We start from the raw sequence: 24883 nt of genomic DNA on the forward strand, positions 1-24883 counted from the left end.
GGCCGAAGCCGGCCTAAACTGCGCAAACAGACCAACAGGAGTGTGCACGATGAGCCGTATCGAAACCGACAGCCTGGGCCAGATAGAGGTCCCGGACGACGCCTATTGGGGTGCTCAGACGCAACGCTCGCTGATCAACTTTGCCATTGGTCAGGAACGCATGCCGCTGCCGGTATTGCACGCCCTGGCCCTGATCAAGAAAGCCGCCGCGCGGGTCAACGACCGCAACGGCGACCTGCCCGCCGACATTGCTCGCCTGATCGAACAAGCCGCCGACGAAGTGCTCGACGGCCAGCACGACGACCAGTTTCCGCTGGTGGTCTGGCAGACCGGCAGTGGCACCCAGAGCAACATGAACGTCAATGAAGTGATCGCCGGGCGCGCCAACGAACTGGCCGGCAACCCGCGCGGCGGCAAAACGCCGGTACACCCCAACGATCACGTCAACCGCTCGCAAAGCTCCAACGACTGCTTCCCCACCGCCATGAGCATCGCCACCGTCAAAGCCGTGCAGGAGCAACTGCTGCCGGCGATTGCCGAACTGTCCGGTGGCCTCGCCGAACTGGCCGCGCGGCACATGAAACTGGTGAAAACCGGGCGCACGCACATGATGGACGCGACGCCGATCACCTTCGGTCAGGAACTTTCCGGGTTCATAGCGCAGCTGGATTACGCCGAACGGGCGATCCGCGCCGCGTTGCCGGCGGTGTGTGAACTAGCGCAAGGTGGCACCGCTGTCGGCACCGGGCTCAATTCACCGCACGGTTTTGGTGAGGCGATTGCCGCAGAACTGGCGGCGCTGTCCGGCCTGCCATTCGTTACTGCACCGAACAAGTTCGCCGCCCTTGCCGGCCATGAGCCGCTGACCAGCCTCTCCGGGGCGCTGAAAACCCTTGCCGTGGCGCTGATGAAAATCGCCAACGATCTGCGCTTGCTTGGCTCTGGCCCCCGCGCAGGTTTTGCCGAAGTGCGCTTGCCGGCCAACGAACCGGGCAGCTCGATCATGCCGGGCAAGGTCAACCCGACCCAGTGCGAAGCGCTGTCGATGCTCGCCTGTCAGGTGTTGGGCAATGACGTGACCATCGGCATCGCCGCCAGTCAGGGCCACTTGCAGTTGAACGTGTACAAACCGGTAATCATCCACAACCTGCTGCAATCGATCCGCCTGCTCGGCGATGGCTGCAGCAACTTCCAGCAGCACTGCATTGCCGGCCTTGAGCCGGACGCCGAAGTCATGGCCAAGCATCTGGAACGTGGACTGATGCTGGTAACCGCACTGAACCCGCATATCGGCTATGACAAGTCGGCGGAGATTGCGAAGAAGGCTTACGGCGAAGGGCTGACTTTGCGTGAGGCGGCTTTGGCGCTGGGGTATCTGACGGATGAAGAGTTTGATGCCTGGGTACGCCCGGAGAATATGATCGAGGCCGGCGCCAAGGGCTGAGAAATTCATCGTCTGAAAGTCAGTCATCGCGAGCAGGCTCACTCCTACAGGGGATCGCATTCCCCTGTAGGAGCGAGCCTGCTCGCGAATGAGGTCGACGCGGTTTAACGGGCTGCCAACTTCATCCGCCGCGCCTTGAGACCGGCAATCAACGACGGCCCCAACGCCACCAGCGCCGAACCCAGCACCACCAGCACTGCCCCGCCGTAGCCGAGACCATTGATCTGCTCGGCATGCACATACTCCGGCCACATCCATGCGGCAATCGCCACCGCACTGAACGTCACCAACGGCGTGATCGCCAGGGTCGCACTGACCCGCGATGCCTCCCAATGCGCCAACGCTTCGGCAAACGCGCCATAGGCAATCAAGGTGTTCATGCAGCACGCCAGCAGCAACCAGCCCTGCAACGGGCTCAACTCAAGCGCTTCGAGCGGATGCACCCACGGCGTCAGCAACAACGCGCAGAACAGATAAATCACCATCATCACCTGCAGCGAATTCCACACCGTCAGCAACTGCTTCTGACCCAGCGCATAAAAGGTCCAGACCGTCGACGCCAGCAGCACCAGCAACACCCCGGCGGTGTAATCCGACAGCGAGGTCAGCAACTCCGCCAGACGCTGATTGAAGAACAGCACAAAACCAATCAACAACACCGCAAGACCTATGCCCTGGCCGATGCTGAAGCGTTCCTTGAACACAAACAGACTGGCGATCAGCAACATGATCGGCCCCATCTGCACCACCAGTTGCGCAGTGCCGGGACTCAGCAGATTCAGGCCCATCAAGTACAAAACGTAGTTACCAACGAGCCCGAGCACCGCCATCAATACCAGCCAGCCGCCCTTGGGCCCGAGCACTTTGCGACTCGGAAGACGTTTGACCGCGGCCAGATAAATGAACAGACAGCCACCGGACACCGTCAGGCGAAACCAGGTCACCGTGATCGGGTCCATCACCAGCAAAACCTGTTTGAGCTTGATCGGCAGGATGCCCCACAACAACGCCGTCAGCAGCGCCAGGAACAAGCCGTACACCCAGCGACCCGATGAAATGTGCATGCGAACCCCAATGCCTGCTGGCGAGAGCGCTCATTCTAGGCTTGGCAACGTACGCAACACAGGGACAGTTCAGGACACGCCGCGAATGAAACTGTGCAGGTCGCAGCATTAAATTGACGTGTGCCGTTGATCGGCAGAGCAGGCACGGTAAGTGCTACAGGCATAAGCTCTTTGGATCCACAGTCACCGCCATCAAGGAGACCCGTCATGTTAGGCATGCGCCGCCAGGATCCCGCCCCCGCCACGCACTTTCGCAGTGATCGCATATGCCGGGTCAATGGCGAGCTTTTTTTCAGCACTCGGGAAAATACCCTTGAGGGGCCTTTCGACAGTCCCGAGAAGGCTGAGGAGGAAATCCGGGCTTATATAGCGCGGATGCAGCTGCAGGACTCCAACCGCTAGTCCGTGGTGAGTTCATTCGCGAGCAGGTGATCGCATTCCCCTGTGGGAGCGAGCCTGCTCGCGAAAGCGGTAGATCAGACTACAAACAGGTCAGCGCTTAACGCACCGCCTCAAACAACCCAGTCGCGCCCATCCCCCCGCCCACGCACATGGTGACGATGCCGTAACGCAAATTGCGTCGCTGCAACTCCCGCACCAGATGCCCGACCTGCCGCGACCCGGTCATGCCAAACGGGTGACCAATGGAAATCGAGCCGCCGTTGACGTTGTACTTGTCGTTATCGATCTCCAGCCGATCACGGCTGTACAGGCACTGTGAAGCGAACGCCTCGTTAAGCTCCCACAAATCGATATCCGCCACCTGCAAGCCCTTGGCCTTGAGCAACTTCGGCACCGAGAACACCGGGCCGATGCCCATCTCGTCCGGCTCGCAGCCAGCCACGGTAAATCCACGGAAAAACGCTTTCGGTTTGAGGCCCAGTTGCAGCGCCTTTTCCAGGCTCATCACCAGCGTCATCGACGCGCCATCGGACAGTTGCGACGAGTTGCCCGCCGTCACCGAACCGTCTTCGGCAAAAACTGGTTTCAGGCCGGCGAGGCTTTCGTAAGTCGTGTCCGGGCGGTTGCAATCGTCGCGATCGACGACGCCATCAAGGATCTGCACTGCACCGCTGTTCTTGTCCTCGACGCGGTACTTGACCGCCATCGGCACGATTTCATCATTGAACAGCCCGGCAGCCTGCGCCTGAGCGGTGCGCAGCTGACTTTGCAGCGAGTAACGATCCTGCGCCTCACGGCTGACGCCATAACGCCGCGCCACCACTTCGGCGGTCTGGCCCATCGTGTAATAGATGCCCGGTGACTGCTGCTTGAGCAGCGGGTTGATCAGGTGATCGGTATTGACGCTTTTCATCGTCAGGCTGATCGACTCGACGCCGCCGGCGACGATGATGTCGCTGCAACCCGAAGCAATCTGGTTGGCGGCAATCGCGATGGCCTGCAAGCCTGAAGAGCAAAAACGGTTGAGAGTCATGCCCGCTGTGCCGGTACCCAAGCGCGAGAGCACCGCCACGTTGCGCCCGATGTTGTAGCCCTGCGCGCCTTCGTTGGAGCCGGCGCCGACGATGCAATCCTCGACGCTGGCCGGATCGATGTCATTGCGCGACAACAACGCGTTGACGCAATGAGCCGCCATGTCGTCGGGGCGGGTCTGGTTGAACTTGCCGCGAAAGGATTTGGCCAGGCCAGTCCGCACGCTGTCGACGATCACCACTTCACGCATGGCATACCTCATTGTTGTTGTCGGTTGAGAGTGGACCTGAGCATAAGTCCACCGCAACAACGACCGCGACAATCATTCACCCCGCGTATGCGCGCCCATCGGTTCAGTCCTTGTGCTTTTTGGCCTTCTTGTCGGACTTCTCGAACGCTTCTTCGAGCGCGCGGTTGATCGTGCGCAACACCTTGACCCGGGCCCAGCGCTTGTCGTTGGCTTCAACCAGCGTCCACGGGGATATCTCCGTGCTGGTGCGGTCAACCATGTCACCCACCGCCGCGCGATAGGCATCCCACTTGTCGCGGTTGCGCCAGTCGTCTTCGGTGATTTTAAAGCGCTTGAACGGAATCTCTTCACGCGCCTGGAAACGCTCCATCTGTGTGTCCTTGTCGATGGCCAGCCAGAACTTGACCACGATCACGCCCGCGTCGGCGATCTGCTCTTCAAAGTCATTGATTTCACTGTAGGCGCGCAACCAGTCGGCCGGGCTGCAAAAACCCTCGATCCGCTCCACCAGCACCCGGCCATACCAGGAACGGTCGAACACCGTGAACTTGCCGCGCGCCGGCAGGTGCCGCCAGAAACGCCACAAATACGGCTGCGCCCGCTCCTCCTCGGTCGGCGCGGCAATCGGCACGATGCTGTACTGACGCGGATCGAGAGCCGCCGCGACCCGGCGAATCGCCCCGCCCTTGCCTGCTGCGTCGTTACCTTCAAATACTGCAACCAGAGCATGGCGACGCATGCGCTTGTCGCGCATCAGCCCGGACAGCCGCGCCTGCTCGGTGATCAGTTGCTCTTCGTAATCTTTCTTTTCCAGGCGCTGGGTCAGATCGAGGCTGTCGAGCAGGTTCAGTTGATCGACAGCGGTGCCCAGCGGCGCAGCGTTGACCTCTTCGCTGTGCACATCCGGACGCTTCAGCGCGTTTTGCAGGCCCTCCAGCAGAATCTTGCCGACCGCCAGACTGCGGTAGTTGGCGTCCACTCCCTCAATAACGTGCCACGGCGCGTAGTCGCGACTGGTACGGCGCAGCACGCGCTCACCGTATTTGACGAACTTGTCGTAGGTTTGCGATTGCTGCCAGTCCAGCGGACTGATGCGCCAGCTGTGCAGCGGGTCATCGGCCAAGGCCTTGAGCCGTGCCTTCATCTGTTTTTTGGACAAGTGGAACCAGAACTTGAAGATCAGCGCACCTTCATCGCAGAGCATTTTTTCCAGACGCTCGGCAGCATTGATCGCCTGATCCAGACGCGGGTCCTTGAACAGACCATGCACCCGCCCTTGCAGCATCTGGCTGTACCAGTTGCCAAAGAAAATCCCCATCCGCCCTTTGGCCGGGAGCATTCGCCAGTAGCGCCAGGCCGGTGGTCGCGCCAGTTCTTCGTCGGTCTGCTGATCGAAGGTGCGCACCTCGATCAGGCGTGGGTCCATCCACTCGTTGAGCAGTTTAACCGTCTCGCCCTTGCCGGCGCCTTCGATGCCGTTGATCAACACGATCACCGGGAATCGCTTCTGCTGCTGCAACTCGAACTGGGCTTCCAGCAACGCTTCACGCAACGCGGGGACGGCAGCCTCGTAAGTTTCTTTGTCGATGGCGTGACCGATTTCAGCAGATTCAAACATTGCACGGCTCCTTCCAGGATTCAGCAAGACTAGCGGATTGGGCACGGGCAAGGCGGAGAAATTCCCACACTCTCAGGGCTGCATAAGGTCCCTGTGGTGAGGGGATTTATCCCCGACCGGCTGCGTAGCAGTCGTAAATCCAGCAGATACGGTTAATCCGAAGTAATCGGATTGAATGGTTTTGGGGCCGCTTCGCTGCCCATCGGGGATGAATCCCCTCGCCACGGGGTTATCGGTTCAGGTCTTGAATCACCCATTGTCCTTGAGCTTGCAAAGCCAGGCTTTGCCATGGATCAAGCACCCCTCGCCCGATCGGCTAGAATGGCCGCCTTGTCGTTTGCCGAGCCTGCCATGAAGCCCGTATTGCCCCACGCCCAACTCGATTGGGATGACCAGGGACGCCCGCGTTCGCGAGTGTTCGATGACGTGTATTTTTCCGACAAGTCAGGCCTGGATGAAACCCGTTATGTGTTCCTCGAACAGAACCGGCTGGCCGAGCGCTTTGCCGCGTTGCCAGCAGCGGGCCGATTGGTCATCGGCGAAACCGGCTTCGGCACCGGGCTGAATTTTCTCTGCGCGTGGCAATTGTTCGAGCAACATGCAGTCGCCGGTGCGCGCCTGCATTTCGTCAGCGTCGAAAAATACCCGCTGAGCCCTGTCGATCTGCAGCGCGCCTTGGCGTTATGGCCGGAACTCAAGTTGCTGGCCGATCAGTTGCTCAAGCATTACGTGGCCATCCATCAAGGCTTTCAGCGCATCACCCTGGCCAACGGTCGCGTGACGCTGACGCTGCTGATCGGCGACGCGCTGGAGCAATTGCCGCAGCTCGATGCGCAGATCGACGCGTGGTTCCTCGACGGTTTCGCCCCGGCGAAAAACCCTGACATGTGGACCGCCGAACTGTTTGTCGAACTGGCACGACTGGCGGCGCCCGGCTCGACCATCAGCACGTTCACCAGCACCGGCTGGGTGCGGCGTTTGCTCAATGCCGCAGGCTTCAAGATGAAGCGCACGCCGGGCATCGGCCATAAGTGGGAAATCCTCCGCGGCGAGTTTCTCGGTTGGCCCGCAGACGTTGCGCCGCCCGCTCCTGAAAAACCGTGGTTCGCTCGTCCTGCGCCCATTTCCGCTGAGCGTCGGGCGCTGGTGATCGGCGCGGGTCTGGCGGGTTGCGCCACGGCGGCCAGCCTCGCCGCTCGCGGTTGGCAGGTCAGTTTGCTGGAGCGCCACGAAGCCGTTGCGCAAGAAGCTTCGGGCAACCCGCAAGGTGTGCTGTACCTGAAACTGTCCGCCCATGGCACCGCGTTGTCGCAACTGATCGTCAGCGGTTTCGGTTACACCCGTCGTCTGCTCGAAACCCTGCAACGTGGCACGGATTGGGATGACTGCGGCGTGCTGCAATTGGCCTTCAATGCCAAGGAGGCCGAACGCCACGCTCAACTGGCAGACGCCTTTGCGGAAGATCTGTTGCAGTGGCTCGATCAGCCTGAGGCACAGGCCCGCGCCGGTGTCGCTCTGGCGCATGGCGGTTTGTACTACCCGGAAGGTGGCTGGGTGCATCCGCCTGCGTTGTGTCAGGCACAAGCGGCACAAGCGAACATCGAGTTGCTCAGCCATCACGAAGTGCTTGAGCTGCGCAAGGTCGATGAGCACTGGCAAGCCTTCGACGGCGAACGTCTACTCGCCAGCGCACCGGTGGTGGTATTGGCCGGCGCTGCCGAAATCAAACGTTTTGCACAAAGTGCCGAGCTGCCGCTCAAGCGCATTCGCGGGCAGATCACTTGTCTCGCCGAAACCGCGCAGAGTCAGGCATTGACCACCGTGGTGTGCGCCGAAGGCTACGTCGCCCCCGCCCGTTTGGGCGAACACACGCTCGGCGCCAGTTTCGATTTCAACAGCGATGACTTGACGCCAACGACTGCCGAACACCAAGGCAATCTGGCGATGCTCGAAGAGATTTCCAGCGACCTGGTCGCCCGTCTGCACCTCAATGAACAATCTGTCGAAAGCCTTCAGGGCCGCGCCGCTTTCCGCTGCACAAGCCCCGATTACCTGCCGATTGTCGGCCCCCTCGCCGACCGCGAAGCGTTCATTCAAGCCTACGCCGCCCTGAGCAAGGATGCGCGCCAGATACCGGACATCGCCTGCCCATGGCTTGACGGTCTCTACGTCAACAGTGGCCACGGCTCACGCGGCTTGATCACCGCGCCGCTATCGGGCGAGTTGCTCGCCGCGTGGCTGAACAACGAACCGTTGCCGCTGCCTCGCAGCGTGGCCGAGGCCTGTCACCCGAATCGTTTCGCGCTGCGACAATTGATTCGCGGCAAGTAGAGCTCACGCCTCGGCTATCGCACAGAGACCCAGATCGGCCAGACGTATCGCATCGTCGGTCAGGCGTGAGAGCTCGGCGTCGACAGCCTGTTCCCGCTTTAATTTGATGGCGTCCATCTGGCCCAGGTAATCAGCGGTGGTCAGTTGGGTCGCCTGTTCGAAAACTGTATTCATCTGCGGCGCAAACGTTTCATCGATGGCGGCGAACTTGCGTGGAAACGTGCGTTTCAGGTAATCGCCCCAAAAAGGCTGGCGCTGCATGAATTTCAACCATTCGGAAGACAGCTCCGCGGCATTGACCGTGCTCTTCGCAGTCTCCAGATCGGCCTCGGTCACTGCGCCCAACATGGCAAATTTCATATGCCGTGGCTGCCCCGGCAGATCGAGTGCATCGGCCAGTCCGGTGCGATAGGCCAGGTTCACTTCCAGCGGATCGGCCTTCGGATGTTTGCTGGCATGCTCGCGCGCAATCGCGTCGAGCTGGTCCAGCCGAAACAGGCCTCGACCCAGCTTGAGCAGCGGTTTCGCACGGACGGTTTGGCCATCCGCAATCCGCGTCACTCTGCTCACTTCCACCGCAAGTTCGAGATGGCTGAAGTTTATCGCCGCACTGTCAGTACAGTTGATCGGGTTGGCGGCCAGATTCAGCACTTGCTCGCTGAGGATCGCGTCGGGCTCGGCCGTTTCAAGCACCGCCCAAACCCGTCGATGCATGTCTTCGCTGACCTTTTCGGAATCGGCCGTATTGCCCAGTTCCGAGAGCAAATGAAACAGGCCCTCAGCCCTTGGATCATCCTTGAAGGCCGTCCAGATGCGGTTACGCCGCCCCCAATCCTCACCGGCTCCGTCCTTGAACCACAACGAGCGCGCCTGCTGTTCGTCGAGACGGGCGATGTCATCCTCCAGATAGCCCATGCCGATGCCGATGTTTTTTCGGTAATCGGTCAGATGAGTGCGACTGGTCAGCGCCAGAGGGTTACCGCGCAAATTGATTGCCCGGCTGAAATGCCTGGAAGTCTTGAACAGCCACGCCGGCAGATCCTTGATCTCGTTATTGCGCAAGTCCACCCAATCCAGATGAGGCAAGCGTGCAAGACCTTTGGGCAATTCGGTGGCGCGGGTGTCGCGCAGGGACAAGGCACGCAAGTCGAACAGCTTGCCAACATCCGGGGTCGCCCCCAACGGGTTACCGCTCAAGTTCAGTTGCTGCAGGGTGCGCAACTGGCCGAGTTTCGCCAGGGTGTGCTCGGTCAATTTGATCTGGTTGCCTGCCAGGCTCAACCGGGCCAGTTTGGGCATATGCGACAGCACTTCCGGCAGCCGGGTGAGTGTGTTGTTGTCGAGTTCCAGCGATTCGACCTGTTTGAAGGCCTTGAGGAAATAAGCGAGGTCGTCGTCCTGCGCCATGTTTTTCAGCGACAACCGCTGTATATGATCGAAACTCAACCCGGGCGGTAAGGTCGGCAGTTTGCCCACCCGCATGCCGTCGAGATTCAGGACGCAGACTGATTTTCCACGCTCATCGGTCGCCAGATAAATCCGCCGAAATCCGTCCTCGATCTGCTCTGCGGCCCACTTGCGGCTTCGCCGCAGTTCACGCAGGTCGCCGCCCACAGCTTTCATGGCGTCCTGATCCTCACTCCATTTTTCCAGCACTTCGCGCAGATGTGCACGATCGGTCAGCAACGCTTGTACCCGGGTGGCGCGGGTCAGCACGTCACTGCCCAAGCCATCGATAAACTCACTGGCCCGGGTTTCAGAAAATCGTGGATAGAGCTTTCTGACCTTGCGCAGTAACGCGCGGGGATGGCTCGGCGTTGCTGGCGTTTGATCGGCCTGAAGACAGGCGGGCTCAACCACCAGCGGTTCAAGTTTGCCGTCGCGCAAGATCTGCGCACTGGCTTCACGCTCATCCAGTGCGACATTCAGCAATTCACTGCGCAGCCGTGCACTGTCGGCGTCAACCGGATCGGGAAAACCGGCGGCGAGTCGCTGGCGCGGCGGCAGCGCCTTGAGAATGCCGGCATAGAGGCTGTCGGGGCCCGCCGCGACGCGTCCGAGGGATTTACCGTCACCGGCGAACACTTCATAACCACCGTTGGATTTGACCAGCGTGCACGTATTCGAAGGCGTCGCCGACGCCTCTCCGATGGCTTCAAGCACCGGCCCGGTCAGCGTCTTCTCACGCACCGTCAGACGCAGGGCCGGGTCCCAGCCGCGCAAACGGGGCAACAACTGGATGGCCAGTTTTTCGCTATCGGCATTGGCAATCTGCGGCAGGTGAAACCCGCTCAACGCCCGATCCAGGCGCACCGCAGCGCTGGCATCGCGGACCTTTGCGCCAGGCCCAAGGGCACCCGCCCGGTGGCGCGCAGATGCACACGCTCGACGCTCGGCGCCTGGTCGATCAGGCGCTGAGCGTAACGCGCAGGAAGCTCGGCAAACACGCTGCGCAATTGCTTCACCTCGTCGACCTCAGTCTGGTCATAGCGTTGATACATGCGTTCGAAAACCGCTCCGCGATCGGCCTTGAATGCCGCGCCCAGCTTCTTCGCCAGCGCCTGGCTTTCGCCGCCGGCATTGACTTTACTGCCCAGCAACGTATCGACCTCCTTCTGATACAGGCCGTCGATCACCGTCTGCAGCAACTGCCCGGAATCCAGCTGGTCCTGGCTGACCACCACGCTGAGCGTGTCGTCAGGGATGGCGGGCGCGGGATACCTGGCACTGACGGCTCCCTCGCTATCGTTGACCTCGATGTAGCGGTCCGTCGGCCAGCCCGGCAACTTCGGCAAGCCGTGCAGCTGTTCCTGCACGGGCTGACCCGAGTGAATTTCACCGGTGCCCAGCTCGCGCATGAGCTGGCTTAACTCGCGCTCGATGCGCAGGCGTTCGACGGTGTCGCGCAAACGCACAGGCAACGCGAGGTTGTCGACAAAGGCGCGCTGCAATTGCTCGTGGCTGACGTCGCTGAGTCGGCGCATCGTCTCCAGATCGCTGTCGACGAACTCGCTCAGATGCGGGTCCATGCGCTTGAGGGTATAGGGCGTGCTGGTCCACTGTTCGGGATGTTCAGTCGTCAGGCGCCACCCGCCCTCGACATGGCGCTCCAGCTCAGGCGCGTAGGCTTGCGAGCGATGGGGATGGTCGAGGCGCCAGCGCTGGGTCTGCGCATCGATAGCGCCGGAGACGATCCGATGGTCGACGCGGCCGACGATCTTGTCGCGGATCTCGTACATCTCCTCGGAGTCGGCGGCCACAGTGAAACCTTCCGGCAGCCGATGCTCATATGTCGCGAAATCAGGCTTCCACAGCCGTGCTTTTCCGGCCGGATGGGTAATCGCGGTGAACTGCGCGAAAAACTCCGGATGGGTACTGACCAGCTTGCGTCCCAGCAACCCCACTGCTTTCTGCCCACCGGCAAACAACCCCATCAAAGCAATGTTTTCCGCCACGCTGAACAGATGCGAAAGAGCCGCCTGCTGATCGCCCCGGCGCCAATCCTCGACGCCTTCGTAAACCTCGGCGAGCAATTGCCCAGCCGCGACGCCCATCATCAATTGGCCGATGACCGGCACGAAAAAGCCCGCCACCGTCGCAATCGTCACGCCCAGTTCAAGAAAATCGAGCAGACGCTTATCCCGCACATCCTCATCGATATCAGCGGTCGGCACAGCCAGTTTGCGCGCATCGATCTGCAGCTTGCCGACGTGGCTCTGCACCATGAACTCGAACAACGGCACGCTGATCGGCAACTGCCGGATGTGCCCCAGATCGGCAGTGCTGGCGAAGGTCTTGAAGAAGTCTGCCTTGTCATCTTCATCAAGGCTGTTGGCGAAGTAGTCCTTGTAGCTTTTCACGCTCAGCTGCTGCGTGAGGTACTGCTTGAACGCGGTAAAACTGGCGTATTCGTACAGCGGCCGTTCGGGCTCGCCGGGCATGTACACCAGGCACCACTCGTCCGGGTACAACTCGACCGACCGCACGGAAAACACCACAACGCCCCAGATGCAACTGTCGAGGATTTCGATGCCTTGCAAGATCATGGGTTTTTGCCCGTAGCGCAGGCTTTGCGCGGACGGTTTGCCGTCCGCGGCCGCCAATTGCTGGAGCATCCGCACGCCCTCCGGCGTGATGTGCGACCTGAGCCCGGCCAGATGCATATCCAGTTGCAGCAGGCTTTTTTCATCGTGGCGATGTCGCGGGTCATGCTGCTGGTCGCGACGACCTTGCCGTCGCTTTCGGTGATGCCGAACACCTGCTGAAAGTGTTCCTGATAGCGCTTGCCCAGATCCAGTTCACGACAGAATTTGGCGAACGCCGCCGGGGTCAAGCCGTCCACACCTGACGGCGCACTGTTCACCCGCACCAGACTGCCCACGGGAAAACTGTCGCCCTCCTCGTCTTCGCTGAAATTCTGCATGGCGGCCTGCAGCAGCGTCTGGGTGGCATGCGGGACGGTTTCAATGCCCTTGTTGTCGGTCGATGTCGGCGTACAACCACAATCGGGTCCCGGCAGACTCAGCAGATCCTGTTCGACATCAAACACCGCCGGCCATTTGTCTTTCAGCGCACGGGTCAATTCAGTGATGCAGAAGGTGTTCAGGGGTTTGAGCTGGAGCAGATCCTTTTCAACCTTGAGCTGAACGGCATGCAGGTCACGCACGGTCTGATCAAGTGCAGCCAGGGTGTCAATCGAGCTTTTCAGGAGTATCTCGGGCAGGCACTTTTGCAGTGCCTGGGCGCTCTCCAGATCGCCAGTGGCTTCGAGCAAGACGCCGAGAATTTCGTTCTGTGTTGGCGCCCGTGGTTCGGTTTTGTTTTGAGTAGTCGTCATCGCAATAGTCCTTTATTGCAGGTATGAGCCATTGACCTTATCGATTTAAAACAAAACGGCAAACATAAAAACTGATCATTTTCACTGGCATTGCAACAGGCACACTTCCTCGATAAATGTGCGGTACATAGGTATATCAAACGTTCAAAATTCAGCTGAACCTTGCCCCTAAACCATTCATTAATGGCGTTATTTTTTCGCACTCAATGCGCCTAATATCAAGTTTCCTTTCCGATACGAGACTTCCCGCATGACTTCATCAATGGAGAATTCATTTACCACTCCGCCAAACAACGAGCCGCTCAACGGAGTATTCAACAGGATCAATGATTGGGACAAAGCCAAAACCATCGAAAAATGTATAACCGACAAACTGCCCAACGCCGAAAAAACAAGAATCGATGCGTATCGCTCTGCACTTGAAAAGTTTCTTCCTTACCGAACTTATTTCGAAAACCTGCTAACCAACATTGATCATCCCGCTGTTTTTTGCCGAAGAAAGCTTCAGGAAGAACTGCGTAAAACGTACGGAACTCAATTCAGGGTGGGGGATAAAATCAGACTCAAGCCCAAGGCCTCCTCGAAGAGAGGCAAGCATGTCTACACCCTGCTGCAGGCGGCCATGCTGAACTTCAGCAACGCAGAAGCCGCCGTTGATTATTTCTCCACCGATAGCGAAACGTTAGCCGATTTGTCAGACGCGCCAGCCGAAGGCCCTACAGACAGCAAGATCACTGCGCATTCATTCGCTGCCCTGAGTCGCAATCTGGACCTGGGTAACGAGTACCAGAAATACGTCAGCCATATACTCCGCGTTTCCAGTGTCCGGTTACATGCCGAGCAACTTGCCAGACTCGACATGAAGCTGGCGGCGTACACCCAATACTTCAACGATGCTATTCATCAGTCTGCGCTGCTCATGCTAACCCAACTTGTGGATGGCCACGAAGACATACTTAACGGCAGCACATTCAACAACTCGCCTGTCCAGCTCTATTCAGTACAACTTTTTCGCAAATATGTTGTAGACGCAGTACTCATCGTGTGTCGACTGACAAATGAGTCAACGAAGGATCGCTACTTTTTATATGTGCCTGAAGACCCGGGTTCGATTTTCTACCAGGATGATGACGAGGACAACTGCAGAATCAGACTGGCCGCCAACATGATTGGCCTGACGTCCCTCCGCGAGTTATTCGCATCTGGCTTGAACCAGAGCGATCAAGAAGAGTTTCTAAAGAAAAATCTCCACGACATTTCGATTACCGAGGACATAAGCTTTACCCCGTTAACTCAGGGACTGTTCAACTACCTATTTACCAGGAAAGTGAACAAGTTCTTCTCCGACGCCAAACGAGTGGCGGTTCCCAAAGCAGACATTGACCAGTCAATCCACAGCAACCGTCGTGAAAATACCGTGCTGCAACAACGCCCACCGCTGTCCGAGACGGTGCTGTATGACTTCAGCCAGCGCATCCGCCGAAGTGCGGTGGATGCATTGCTAAGCGAAGTATTTACCGGTGTAGAAGACTGGTCCTGCAGCAATAAGCATACGGCGCTCAACAAGCTGTTGGATATCAAGGAAACATTGGCGTCCGAAGAAGTTTGCGACTCAAGCTGCACTGCAAAAAACGTGTTGGCGGACTACTTCAAAGAGTTCGAGATAGAAGATCACGCCAATGCCCACAAAAACAGTGATCTGCTGTGGAGGCGCGCGCTGGCCGGGTACGAACAACGCGCTCAAGTCGAAAACCGGGTCAAGGATCTGGCCGGTTCCGATCAAGATGACCACCGGGTGCTCAACTTCAATGGAATGCATTTCATCAGGATTGACGGACGGATCTATGAGGTTGAGCGCAACCCTCTGGCCTGGCGCATTCGCCATCCGTTAACTGGCAGTGCATATCGCCCACCCGTGGTGTATTCGCCTGGCAGTGGCTGGAGTTTGCAGCACAAGCAAGCTGTGACTCGGCGCCCGGAATGATCCGATAAAGGTCTGGGCGCAGCGACACCGCCAGCGGTCTTATAACTTATCGATCTAAAACTCCTGAATTTCACACGGGTCAGTTTCTGAGTACCGGCCATGTCGGCCACTGAAGAAATACCCTCCCCAACGGAAAAACCGGTAAGGACTATATGTGCGGATTAGCTGGCGAGTTACGTTTTGATCATCAACCTGCAGACCTTGCAGCCATTGAGCGAATCACCCATCACCTGGCCCCTCGCGGCCCCGACGCGTGGGGCTTCCATGCCCAAGGGCCGATTGCCCTGGGTCATCGACGCCTGAAAATCATGGACCTGTCGGATGGCTCGGCGCAGCCGATGATCGACAGTCAACTGGGCCTTTCGCTAGCCTTTAACGGCGCGATCTACAACTTTCCGGAACTGCGTGCAGAGCTCGAAGCGCTGGGGTACGCCTTCTATTCCGGTGGTGACACCGAAGTGCTGCTCAAGGGTTATCACGCCTGGGGCGAAGCGCTGCTGCCAAAGCTCAACGGCATGTTTGCCTTCGCCATTTGGGAACGCGACGCCAAGCGCCTGTTCATCGCCCGTGACCGTCTCGGCGTGAAGCCGCTGTACCTGTCGCGTACCGGTCAGCGCCTGCGCTTTGCGTCGGCGCTGCCGGCACTGCTGAAGGGTGGCGACATCAACCCGATCCTCGATCCGGTAGCGCTCAACCACTACTTGAACTTCCACGCTGTGGTGCCCGCGCCGCGCACGTTGCTGGCCGGTATCGAAAAGCTGCCGCCAGCGACCTGGATGCGTGTTGAAGCCGATGGCACCACCGAACAGAAAACCTGGTGGACCCTGCCCTACGGCCCACACGAGGACGAGAAAAATCTGACCCTCGAAGACTGGGTCGACCGCGTCCTCGACAGCACCCGCGAAGCGGTGGCGATTCGTCAACGCGCGGCAGTGGACGTTGGCGTGCTGCTCTCCGGCGGTGTCGATTCGAGCATGCTCGTCGGCTTGCTGCGTGAAGTCGGCGTGGAGAACCTGTCGACCTTTTCCATCGGCTTTCAGGATGCCGGTGGCGAGCGCGGCGACGAATTCCAGTATTCGGATCTGATCGCCAAGCATTACGGCACGCAGCACCATCAATTGCGCATCGACGAAAAAGAGATCATCGAGCAGTTGCCCGCCGCGTTCCGCGCGATGAGCGAACCAATGGTCAGCCACGACTGCATCGCGTTCTATTTGCTGTCGCGTGAAGTGGCCAAGCACTGCAAGGTGGTACAGAGCGGCCAGGGCGCCGATGAGCTGTTCGCCGGTTATCACTGGTATCCGCAAGTCGATGGCGCGGCCGATCCTTACACGGCCTACCGCAACGCATTTTTTGACCGCAGCTATGACGATTACGCTGCCACCGTACAGCCAAAATGGCTGACCGCTCATGACGCCGCCGGCGACTTCGTGAAGGAACATTTCGCACAGCCCGGTGCCGACGCAGCGGTGGACAAAGCCCTGCGTCTGGACAGCACAGTGATGCTGGTCGACGACCCGGTCAAACGCGTCGACAACATGACCATGGCCTGGGGCCTTGAAGCACGTACGCCGTTTCTCGATTACCGACTGGTAGAACTGTCTGCCCGCGTACCGGGCAAATTCAAGCTGCCCGACGGCGGCAAGCAAGTGTTGAAAGAAGCCGCGCGTCGAGTCATCCCCAGCGAAGTGATCGACCGCAAGAAAGGTTACTTCCCGGTGCCTGGTCTCAAGCATTTGCAGGGCGATACGCTGAACTGGGTGCGCGAACTGCTGCTCGATCCGAGCCAGGATCGCGGCCTGTTCAACCCAGCGATGCTCTATAAATTGCTGACCGATCCGCAGGGCCAACTGACGCCATTGCGCGGCTCGAAACTGTGGCAACTGGCGGCCCTGAACCTGTGGCTCAGTGAACAAGGAATCTGATCGATGAAACCCCATGCCACGGCCATCAACCAACGCCTGATCCGCGGTCAGACACCGTCCTATGAACGCTTGCAGGCGCGTTTGGCCGAAGACGGCAGCGCACTGGCTGCCGATCCTATCGCCGTACATTGCGGTTGGGGCCGGTTGCTGATCGGCCACACCTTTCCCGACCCGGCCTCACTGGCCCGGGAACTGCTTAACGAGCAGCCCGGCGAGCGTGATATCGCCCTGTACGTCGCCGCGCCGCAGCAGATTCTCGGGCTGGAGCCGACGCAACTGTTTCTCGACCCGTCCGATACCTTGCGCCTGTGGTTCAGCGACTACCGTCAGGCCACCCGGGTTTTTCGCGGCTTCCGTATCCGCCGCGCACAGAGTGAGGCGGACTGGCAGGCGATCAATCTTCTTTATCAGGCGCGCGGCATGTTGCCGATCGATGCCTCACTGCTGACCCCACATCATCAGGGCGGCCCGGTGTATTGGCTGGCCGAGGACGATGACAGCGGCGCGGTGATCGGCAGCGTCATGGGCCTGAATCATCACAAGGCATTCAACGACCCGGAAAACGGCAGCAGCCTGTGGTGCCTGGCAGTCGATCCGCAATGCTCGCGACCGGGTGTCGGCGAAGTGCTGGTGCGGCACTTGATCGAACACTTCATGAGTCGCGGTTTGAGCTATCTGGATCTGTCGGTTTTGCACGATAACCGTCAGGCCAAAAGCCTTTACGCCAAGCTCGGTTTTCGCAATCTCTCGACCTTTGCGATCAAGCGCAAGAACGGCATCAATCAACCGCTGTTTCTCGGCCCGGGGCCAGAGGCGCAGTTCAATCCGTATGCGCGGATCATCGTTGAGGAGGCTCATCGGCGTGGTATCGATGTGCAAGTGGATGACGCCGACGCCGGGCTGTTTACCCTCAGCCACGGCGGCCGGCGCGTGCGTTGCCGCGAGTCGTTGAGCGATCTGACCAGTGCGATCAGCATGAGTCTGTGTCAGGACAAAAGCCTGACGCACAAGGTGCTGAAAGCCGCAGGTCTACAGCTGCCGTCGCAGCAATTGGCCGGTAATGCTGACGACAATCTGGCGTTTCTCGATGAACATCAACGGGTGGTCGTCAAACCCCTCGACGGTGAGCAGGGCCAAGGCGTGGCGGTGGATCTGCAGAGCATTGAAGAGGTGCAGCAGGCCATTGAATCCGCCCGGCAATTTGACACTCGCGTGCTGCTTGAGAGCTTCCATGAAGGTCTCGACCTGCGGATTGTGGTGATTGGTTTTGAAGTGGTCGCCGCCGCGATTCGCAAGCCGGCAGAAGTGGTCGGTGATGGTCAGCATTCGATTGGCGCGTTGATCGAGGCGCAGAGCCGGCGTCGGCAAGCGGCTACCAGCGGCGAAAGCAAAATCCCGCTGGATCACGAAACCCAGCGCACCTTGCATGCGGCCGGTTACGACTACAGCAGCATTTTGCCGGCCGGCGAGCATTTGTTTGTGCGCCGTACGGCCAATCTGCACACCGGCGGAACGCTGGAAGATGTCACGGCAATTCTGCATCCGACACTGGTCGATGCGGCGGTGCGGGCGGCGCGGGCGCTGGATATTCCGATGGTCGGGCTCGACTTGATGGTGCCAGCGGCGGATCAGCCGGAGTACGTGTTTATCGAGGCCAACGAGCGAGCCGGTCTGGCCAATCATGAGCCGCAGCCGACGGCTGAGCGGTTTGTCGATTTGTTGTTTCCGCACAGTCAGCCGGCTGTTTCTTGAATCCTTGGTGACTGGACTGACGCCTTCGCGAGCAAGCTTTGCTCCTACATGTCATTGCGCTCCCTGTAGGACAGGAGCACAGCTTGTTCGCGAAGGCCGACTCGCATTCACCACACATTTTCCTCATCGAAACCATCGATGTGCTCAACCCATCAGGAGTTTCCATGACCCTTCAAATCCCCGAACCGGATCTGAACTACCTGCAAAAAGTCCTTCTGGAAATGCTCGCCATTCCCAGCCCTACCGGGTTCACCGACACCATCGTGCGCTATGTCGCCGAGCGCCTGGAAGAACTCGGCATCCCGTTTGAAATGACCCGGCGCGGCACCATTCGCGCCACGCTCAAGGGCAAAAAGAACAGCCCGGACCGTGCGGTGTCTGCGCACCTCGACACCATTGGCGCCGCCGTTCGCGCGGTGAAGGACAACGGGCGCCTGACCCTCGCGCCGGTCGGTTGCTGGTCGAGCCGATTTGCCGAGGGCAGTCGCGTCAGCCTCTTTACCGACAACGGCGTGATTCGCGGCAGCGTGTTGCCGTTGATGGCTTCCGGGCATGCATTCAACACGGCGGTGGACGAGATGCCGATCAGTTGGGATCACGTCGAATTGCGCCTGGATGCCTACTGCGCAACCAAAGCCGATTGTGATTCGCTGGGTATCAGCGTCGGTGACGTGGTGGCCTTCGATCCACTGCCGGAATTCACCGAAAGCGGGCACATCAGCGCCCGCCACCTCGATGACAAGGCGGGCGTTGCCGCGTTGCTGGCGTCGCTGAAAGCCATCGTCGACAGCGGCCAGGAATTGATGATCGACTGCCATCCGCTGTTCACCATTACCGAAGAAACCGGCAGTGGCGCCGCTGCAGCGTTGCCGTGGGACGTCAGTGAATTTGTCGGCATCGACATTGCGCCAGTGGCGCCGGGGCAGCATTCCAGCGAACACGCGGTGAGCGTGGCGATGCAGGATTCCGGCGGCCCGTATGACTATCACTTGTCGCGACATTTGCTGCGGTTGGCCAGTGACAACGAGCTACCGGTGCGCCGCGACCTGTTCCGCTATTACTTCAGCGACGCGCACTCGGCAGTGACGGCCGGCCACGACATTCGTACGGCGCTGCTGGCGTTTGGTTGTGATGCGACGCACGGCTATGAGCGCACGCACATCGACAGTCTGGCGGCGCTGAGTCGCTTGCTTGGCGCCTACATCTTGAGTCCGCCGGTGTTTGCCAGCGATGCGGCGCCAGCGAATGCATCGCTCGATCGCTTCAGTCATCAGATCGAGCATGACACGCAGATGGAAAGCGATACGCGGGTGCCGTCGGTGGACAGTCTGGTGGGGCAGCGTTCGGACAGTTAAATCATTGTTGGCAGAACCATCGCCTTCGCGAGCAGGCTCGCTCCCACAGGGAAACGCATTACAAATGTGGGAGCGAGCCTGCTCGCGAAGGGGCCAGATCAAGCAACACAAAACTGGCAGGCAACCGGCAATCGCCGTAGCATCCCGACATTGATTCAGCCGAGGTGCCCATGCTCATTCCCTACGACGCTCTTGAAGTCGACACCCTCACCCGTCTCATCGAAGATTTCGTCACCCGCGACGGTACCGACAACGGTGATGACACGCCGCTGGAAACCCGCGTGCTGCGCGTGCGCCAGGCACTGACCAAGGGCCAGGCACTGATCGTCTTCGATCCGGAAAGCGAGCAGTGCCAGTTGATGCTCAAGCACGACGTGCCCAAGCACCTTTTCGACTGAAACCTTCAGCGCGCTTTTTCCGCAGCCTGCTTGCGCTGGATCCGGTCATAGACCTCCGAGCGATGAACATTGACCTTCTGTGGCGCGTCGACGCCAAAGCGCACGCTGGAACCGTTGACTGACAAAACGCGCAGGGAAATGTCGTCACCGATGGAAATCAACTCACCAACAACACGGCTGAGTACAAGCATGAGGTTCGTCCTTCAGGGTTAGCAAACCCTGAAGATGCGCGGCTTGCCGGCGCGCCACAATGCACGGCCGGCAAATCAGTCTTGCCTTACACCTTCGCCAGCATTGAGCTGTCAGACGCTTCCCACAAAACCATCGATTCAGGCCGCAGAGAAGCGCGGCCCGAACAGAATCACGCTGGCGCCGATCACGCACAACGCCACGCCGATCCAATCCGAACCCAGCGGACGCACGCGCTCCACCACCGCCAGCCAGCCGATCGAAGCAACGATATAAATGCCACCGTAAGCGGCATAAGCGCGGCCGGCGTAAGCCGCTTCGACACGCGTCAGCAACAGCGCGAACAGGGTCAGGCTGAGCAGTGCCGGAATTACCCACAACGCACTTTTGCCCTGGCGCAACCACATATAGAAGGCGAAACAACCGGCGATTTCAAACAACGCCGCGAGGAAGAACCACAAATAATTAAGCATGCACACATCTCGGCAAGGTGACCCAGGCGGCCACCCTAACGAGGCGAGCACCAACGGGCAAGGTCAGCCGTTGTTCTGTTTGGCCTTGGCGCGCATTTTCTCGGCCATCGACGTCATTTCGTTATAGAGCAGTTGCGGGTTCTTCTGCTTGATCGCCCAGGCCATGCGCCCTTGTTCGTGGGGAAGGATCATGAATTCACCGGCGGCTACTTGCTGATAAATGTAGTCGGCGATGTCGGCGGCGGTGATCGGCGAACTTTCCAGCAACTTGCCAACTTGCGCTTTCATGGCCGGAGTCGGGCCACGGAAGGAATCGAGCAAGTTGGTCTGGAAGAAGGACGGGCAGACCACGTGCACGCCAACTTCCTGCTGCGCCAGTTCGATCAGCAAGCTTTCCGAGAGCGCAACCACGCCAGCCTTGGCCACGTTGTAGTTACTCATTGCCGGGCCTTGCATCAGTGCGGCCATGGAGGCGATGTTGATGATCTTGCCTTTGCTTTGTTCCAACAGCGGCAGGAACGCTTTGCAGCCCTTGACCACGCCCATCAGGTTGATTGCGATCTGCCAGTCCCAATCTTCCAGCGACAGCTCGCTGAAGAAACCGCCCGAGGCCACGCCAGCGTTGTTGACGATGATGTCGATGCCGCCGAGCTTCTCTTCACAGGCCTGGGCGAAGGCCGTGAGCTGGCTGTAATCGCGCACATCGCAGCGCTGGATGAAACCGTCGCCGCCCGCCTCGCGAACCTGTTTCAGGGTTTCCTGCAAGCCGGGTTCGCTGACGTCGGACAAGGCCAGCTGCCAGCCTTCACGTGCCCAGCGCAGTGCGATTTCGCGGCCCAAACCCGAGCCCGCGCCAGTGATCATCATGCGATTTTGCATAGCAGACAGCCTTGTTGTTCCGGGGAAGATGCGCGGAGTGTAGCGAAGGTTCTGCGCGCGCCCACGCTCCATCAAGTTGCTGAATGGAGGATCAAAAGATCGCCGCCTGCGGCAGTCCCTACACCGATTCACGCAGGCACTGTCGCAGGCTGCGATCTTTTGATCTTGCGCTTCAAACGAAATAAGCGAGCAATCCAAATACATTAAAAAAACATTGAATTTTCTTTCATTCGCACCGGTCGGATTTTGTAAGCCGTCTGGAAATTACTTACTCTCCAGCCGCCCTTTGAACACCAAGACTTCTCGAACTCTCTCAACAAGGAAATCGACATGGGCACAATTCTTATCATTATCCTGATCCTGTTGCTGATCGGTGGTCTGCCGGTCTTCCCGCACTCCAGAAGTTGGGGCTATGGTCCGTCGGGCATTATTGGTGTGGTGCTGGTCGTGCTGTTGGTGCTGTTGCTACTTGGCCGGATATAACGATCTAAGCCGCAAAAAAAAGAGGCCCTTTTCAGGGCCTCTTTTTTATCGCGCGGAGTTTATTGCACGAGCAATCAGTCCGGCTTGCCGTTAATCACACCGGCGGTGTTGTCCATCAGACTCTTGGTCGCTGTTTGCAGGAACGCCTCAAGCTTGAGTTTCAACTCGGCGGTGCGCGGAGCATCAGGAATGATCTCGGCACTTGGGTTGGCGCCCAACTGGTACTGATAGATCTTCGGTGCCATTTCTTTCTCTTTCGGCAGCACGAGAATCTGGTCAGCGGTGACGATCGCAGTGGTCTGCTCGCTGCCCGACGGCTTGATCACACCGAAACCGGTGTCGCCTTCCGGCAGGTTGAGCAGGTCACGGCCCCAGCACTGATGACGCACTTCGCCACCGAGACGACCCATGATGGTCGGCACGATGTCGATCTGCGTACCCACGGTGTGGTCACGGGTGCCGAACTTGTCCTGGATGCCCGGCGCGATCATCAGCATCGGCACGTTGAAGCGACCCAGGTCCATTTCGGTGATCTGGCGCTCGTTGCCGAAACCGTGGTCGCCGACGATGACAAACAGGGTCTCCTTGAAGTACGGCTCTTTACGCGCCTTCTCGAAGAACTGGCCCAGCGCCCAGTCGGAGTAGCGCATGGCGGTCAGGTGTTCGTTGAGGCTGCCACGATCGGTTACGCGCTCGACCGGCAATGGCGTCGGCAAGGCATACGGCGTGTGGTTCGACAGGGTTTGCAACAAGGCGTAGAACGGCTTGCCGTTTTCCCGTGCCTTCAGCTCGACCAGACCGCGGTCGAACATGTCCTGGTCGGACACGCCCCAGGTCGGATCGGAGAACACCGGGTTGACGAAGTCGTTACGGCCAACGAAGTTGGTCATGCCCTGGTTGCTGAAGAAGCCCGACTGGTTGTCCCAGGCGAAGTCGCCGTTATAGACGTAGACGTCGTCATACTTGCGTGCGCTGAGCAACTGCGGCAGACCCGACAGCTTGTGGCTGCCTTCCGGTGTCTGCATCAGGTATTCGAAACCCGGCAGGTTAGGGAAGCACGCCATGGTGGCGAACATGCCCTGGTGGGTATGCGTGCCGTTGGAGAAGAAGCGGTCGAACAGCAGGCCTTCTTTCGACAATTTGTCCAGATACGGCGTGATGTTGCCCGGCGCGCCCAAGGCACCGACGGAGTGACCGGCCATGCTCTCCATGAGGATCACGACAACGTTCTTGATCGGCAGGGTTTTGTCGGCGGGTGGCGTGTAATCACGGCGCACGGCAGCGATGTCAGCGTCGACCAGTTTGTCGTCCGGCATCACCAGCATCTCGCGTACCACTTTCTGCGCCTGTTCTTGCGGCAGTGTGGCTTTCCAGATGTTGTCGCGGTCTTCGCCCATGCGGTCCTTGGCAGCCGCGATCAGCGACAGCGTGCCGTTGAGGCCGAGCTGGTTGGCGAAGTTCGATTCGGTGGTGTAGACGTCCCCCCAACGCAGCGGTGGGCCCTGACGCAGGGTGCCACGGGCGGCGACCACGCAGATCAGCAGGCAAACCACGAATACCCCGAGGCGCGCATACCACGGCGCGATCTGACGCGTGCCGACGCTGCCACCACTGAAAGGCCCGCGCGGACGCGTGGCGCGGTCGGCACCTTTGAATGCCAGGGTCAGAATGACCGTGCCGATGACCCACGCCAGCAGATAGCGCACCACCGGGAAACCGTACCAGAGCATGCTCATCACGGTTTTCGGGTCTTCTTTCACGTACTGGAACACCAGGCCGTTAAGGCGCTGGTGGAACTCGCGGTAGAAGTCCATCTCCATCAGGCCGAGGAACAGCGCGATGCTCGAAGCGACGGTGAGCCACAGACGGAAAAAGCCGCGCGCGGCCATGGCACGGGCGCTGAACAGCGCCAGCACCAGCGGAATGCACACGTAGACCACCAGGCGCAGGTCGAAACGCAGGCCGTTGGCGAAGGCTTCGAGGAAGGTCGAGGCCGGGGTGTCGAGGATCATCTCGCGGTTGTAGACCAGCAGCGCGAGGCGCAGCACGGAAAACATCACCATCATGACCAGCGCACAAAGCAGCGTGTAGGCCAGATGCGATTTGACGGTCGGTTGCAGCAGGCGACTGGAAGATCGCTGCTGATTCAGGGCGTCCGGGTTTGCCATGTCGTTTTAGGACCCATTGGAAGTTGAAGTTGCAAAAAATACAGCGGCGCCATGCCCTCTATTGGTCATTCCAGACCCCGGGGCGTGCGCGGTGCGCAAATGTTGCACGATCACCCGCACCATTGCCATTGATTACTGCCCTGCTGTCAGACACTTTCATTCAAAGCCGGAACAGCGTGTAAACAGTGCGGGCGGATTGTCTTGAACGCTTTGTGAAAATTTCGTTCAACGCATATCTGGAAACACAATATAGATACAAAACAAAACGCCCCGAATCGATCGGGGCGTTTTTGTGCAAA

General features: G+C 59.3%; 19 protein-coding genes. 9 read left to right on the plus strand and 10 right to left on the minus strand.

Features of this window, described 5'->3' with window-relative positions; all coding sequences use genetic code 11:
• Positions 1-49: 49 nt before the first annotated feature.
• Positions 50-1444 (plus strand): class II fumarate hydratase, encoded by a 1395-nt coding sequence (locus JFT91_RS10530; protein WP_201230960.1) that lies wholly within the window; start codon positions 50-52, stop codon positions 1442-1444.
• Between the two features lie 104 nt (positions 1445-1548).
• On the opposite strand, the gene JFT91_RS10535 is transcribed toward JFT91_RS10530, so the two are convergent.
• Positions 1549-2508, minus strand: coding sequence for a DMT family transporter (locus JFT91_RS10535; protein WP_201232354.1), 960 nt, complete (start codon positions 2506-2508; stop codon positions 1549-1551).
• Between the two features lie 207 nt (positions 2509-2715).
• On the opposite strand from JFT91_RS10535, the gene JFT91_RS29520 reads away from it, so the two are divergent.
• On the plus strand, positions 2716-2910 hold the full coding sequence (locus JFT91_RS29520; RefSeq protein ID WP_242489251.1) for a DUF6316 family protein: 195 nt from the start codon (positions 2716-2718) through the stop codon (positions 2908-2910).
• Between the two features lie 97 nt (positions 2911-3007).
• On the opposite strand, the gene JFT91_RS10540 is transcribed toward JFT91_RS29520, so the two are convergent.
• On the minus strand, positions 3008-4192 hold the full coding sequence (locus tag JFT91_RS10540; RefSeq protein WP_201232355.1) for a thiolase family protein: 1185 nt from the start codon (positions 4190-4192) through the stop codon (positions 3008-3010).
• Positions 4193-4295: 103 nt separating this feature from the next.
• Complete coding sequence (pap, locus tag JFT91_RS10545; RefSeq protein ID WP_201230963.1) at positions 4296-5810, minus strand: polyphosphate:AMP phosphotransferase; 1515 nt, start codon at positions 5808-5810, stop codon at positions 4296-4298.
• Between the two features lie 351 nt (positions 5811-6161).
• Between pap and mnmC the strand changes: the two genes are divergently transcribed.
• Positions 6162-8141, plus strand: a complete 1980-nt coding sequence (gene mnmC, locus JFT91_RS10550; protein ID WP_201232356.1) for a bifunctional tRNA (5-methylaminomethyl-2-thiouridine)(34)-methyltransferase MnmC2/FAD-dependent 5-carboxymethylaminomethyl-2-thiouridine(34) oxidoreductase MnmC1 — start codon at positions 6162-6164, stop codon at positions 8139-8141.
• A gap of 3 nt (positions 8142-8144) precedes the next feature.
• On the opposite strand, the gene JFT91_RS29525 is transcribed toward mnmC, so the two are convergent.
• From JFT91_RS29525 to JFT91_RS29535, 3 genes are read right to left on the minus strand one after another with little or no spacing between them, the layout of a single operon-like run.
• The gene (locus JFT91_RS29525) at positions 8145-10436 is read right to left on the minus strand and encodes an NEL-type E3 ubiquitin ligase domain-containing protein (RefSeq protein ID WP_242489252.1); all 2292 of its coding nucleotides are present in this window, start codon (positions 10434-10436) and stop codon (positions 8145-8147) included.
• Positions 10433-12298 carry a dermonecrotic toxin domain-containing protein gene (locus JFT91_RS29530; RefSeq protein WP_518524866.1) on the minus strand — a complete coding sequence of 622 codons (1866 nt, stop codon included), beginning with the start codon at positions 12296-12298 and terminating at the stop codon, positions 10433-10435. Before JFT91_RS29530 ends, JFT91_RS29525 begins: the two co-directional genes overlap by 4 nt.
• Positions 12184-12978, minus strand: coding sequence for a dermonecrotic toxin domain-containing protein (locus JFT91_RS29535; protein WP_242489254.1), 795 nt, complete (start codon positions 12976-12978; stop codon positions 12184-12186). The genes JFT91_RS29530 and JFT91_RS29535 overlap by 115 nt, the downstream gene beginning before the upstream one ends.
• Before the next feature lie 250 nt (positions 12979-13228).
• Here JFT91_RS29535 and JFT91_RS10560 point away from each other — a divergent pair, with 250 nt between their 5' ends.
• The 5 genes from JFT91_RS10560 (at position 13229) to JFT91_RS10580 (ending at position 20392) form a co-directional block, all read left to right on the plus strand.
• Entirely contained in the window at positions 13229-14962 is a 1734-nt protein-coding gene (locus JFT91_RS10560) for a dermonecrotic toxin domain-containing protein (RefSeq protein WP_201232357.1), read from the plus strand.
• Positions 14963-15114: 152 nt separating this feature from the next.
• Positions 15115-16887 carry an N-acetylglutaminylglutamine amidotransferase gene (locus JFT91_RS10565; protein ID WP_201232358.1) on the plus strand — a complete coding sequence of 591 codons (1773 nt, stop codon included), beginning with the start codon at positions 15115-15117 and terminating at the stop codon, positions 16885-16887.
• Positions 16888-16890: 3 nt separating this feature from the next.
• Positions 16891-18639: an N-acetylglutaminylglutamine synthetase gene (gene ngg, locus JFT91_RS10570; RefSeq protein WP_201232359.1), complete on the plus strand. Its 1749-nt coding sequence runs from the start codon at positions 16891-16893 to the stop codon at positions 18637-18639.
• Positions 18640-18803: 164 nt separating this feature from the next.
• The gene (locus tag JFT91_RS10575) at positions 18804-19994 is read left to right on the plus strand and encodes an osmoprotectant NAGGN system M42 family peptidase (RefSeq protein ID WP_201230968.1); all 1191 of its coding nucleotides are present in this window, start codon (positions 18804-18806) and stop codon (positions 19992-19994) included.
• Between the two features lie 170 nt (positions 19995-20164).
• On the plus strand, positions 20165-20392 hold the full coding sequence (locus JFT91_RS10580; protein ID WP_003192759.1) for a YheU family protein: 228 nt from the start codon (positions 20165-20167) through the stop codon (positions 20390-20392).
• Between the two features lie 5 nt (positions 20393-20397).
• On the opposite strand, the gene csrA is transcribed toward JFT91_RS10580, so the two are convergent.
• The 3 genes from csrA to JFT91_RS10595 all read right to left on the minus strand — a co-directional run bounded on the left by csrA (position 20398) and on the right by JFT91_RS10595 (position 21933).
• Entirely contained in the window at positions 20398-20583 is a 186-nt protein-coding gene (gene csrA, locus JFT91_RS10585; RefSeq protein ID WP_201230969.1) for a carbon storage regulator CsrA, read from the minus strand.
• A 138-nt stretch (positions 20584-20721) separates the two neighbouring features.
• A complete protein-coding gene (locus tag JFT91_RS10590) occupies positions 20722-21054 on the minus strand; it encodes a YnfA family protein (RefSeq protein WP_201230970.1) in 333 nt (110 codons plus the stop codon).
• A gap of 63 nt (positions 21055-21117) precedes the next feature.
• Entirely contained in the window at positions 21118-21933 is an 816-nt protein-coding gene (locus JFT91_RS10595; RefSeq protein ID WP_201230971.1) for an SDR family oxidoreductase, read from the minus strand.
• Between the two features lie 324 nt (positions 21934-22257).
• On the opposite strand from JFT91_RS10595, the gene JFT91_RS10600 reads away from it, so the two are divergent.
• On the plus strand, positions 22258-22416 hold the full coding sequence (locus tag JFT91_RS10600) for a DUF3309 family protein (protein WP_169432680.1): 159 nt from the start codon (positions 22258-22260) through the stop codon (positions 22414-22416).
• A gap of 74 nt (positions 22417-22490) precedes the next feature.
• On the opposite strand, the gene JFT91_RS10605 is transcribed toward JFT91_RS10600, so the two are convergent.
• Complete coding sequence (locus tag JFT91_RS10605) at positions 22491-24584, minus strand: LTA synthase family protein (RefSeq protein WP_201232360.1); 2094 nt, start codon at positions 24582-24584, stop codon at positions 22491-22493.
• Positions 24585-24883 lie beyond the last annotated feature (299 nt).

Source organism: Pseudomonas sp. TH08, assembly GCF_016651275.1.
Taxonomy (GTDB): Bacteria; Pseudomonadota; Gammaproteobacteria; order Pseudomonadales; family Pseudomonadaceae; genus Aquipseudomonas.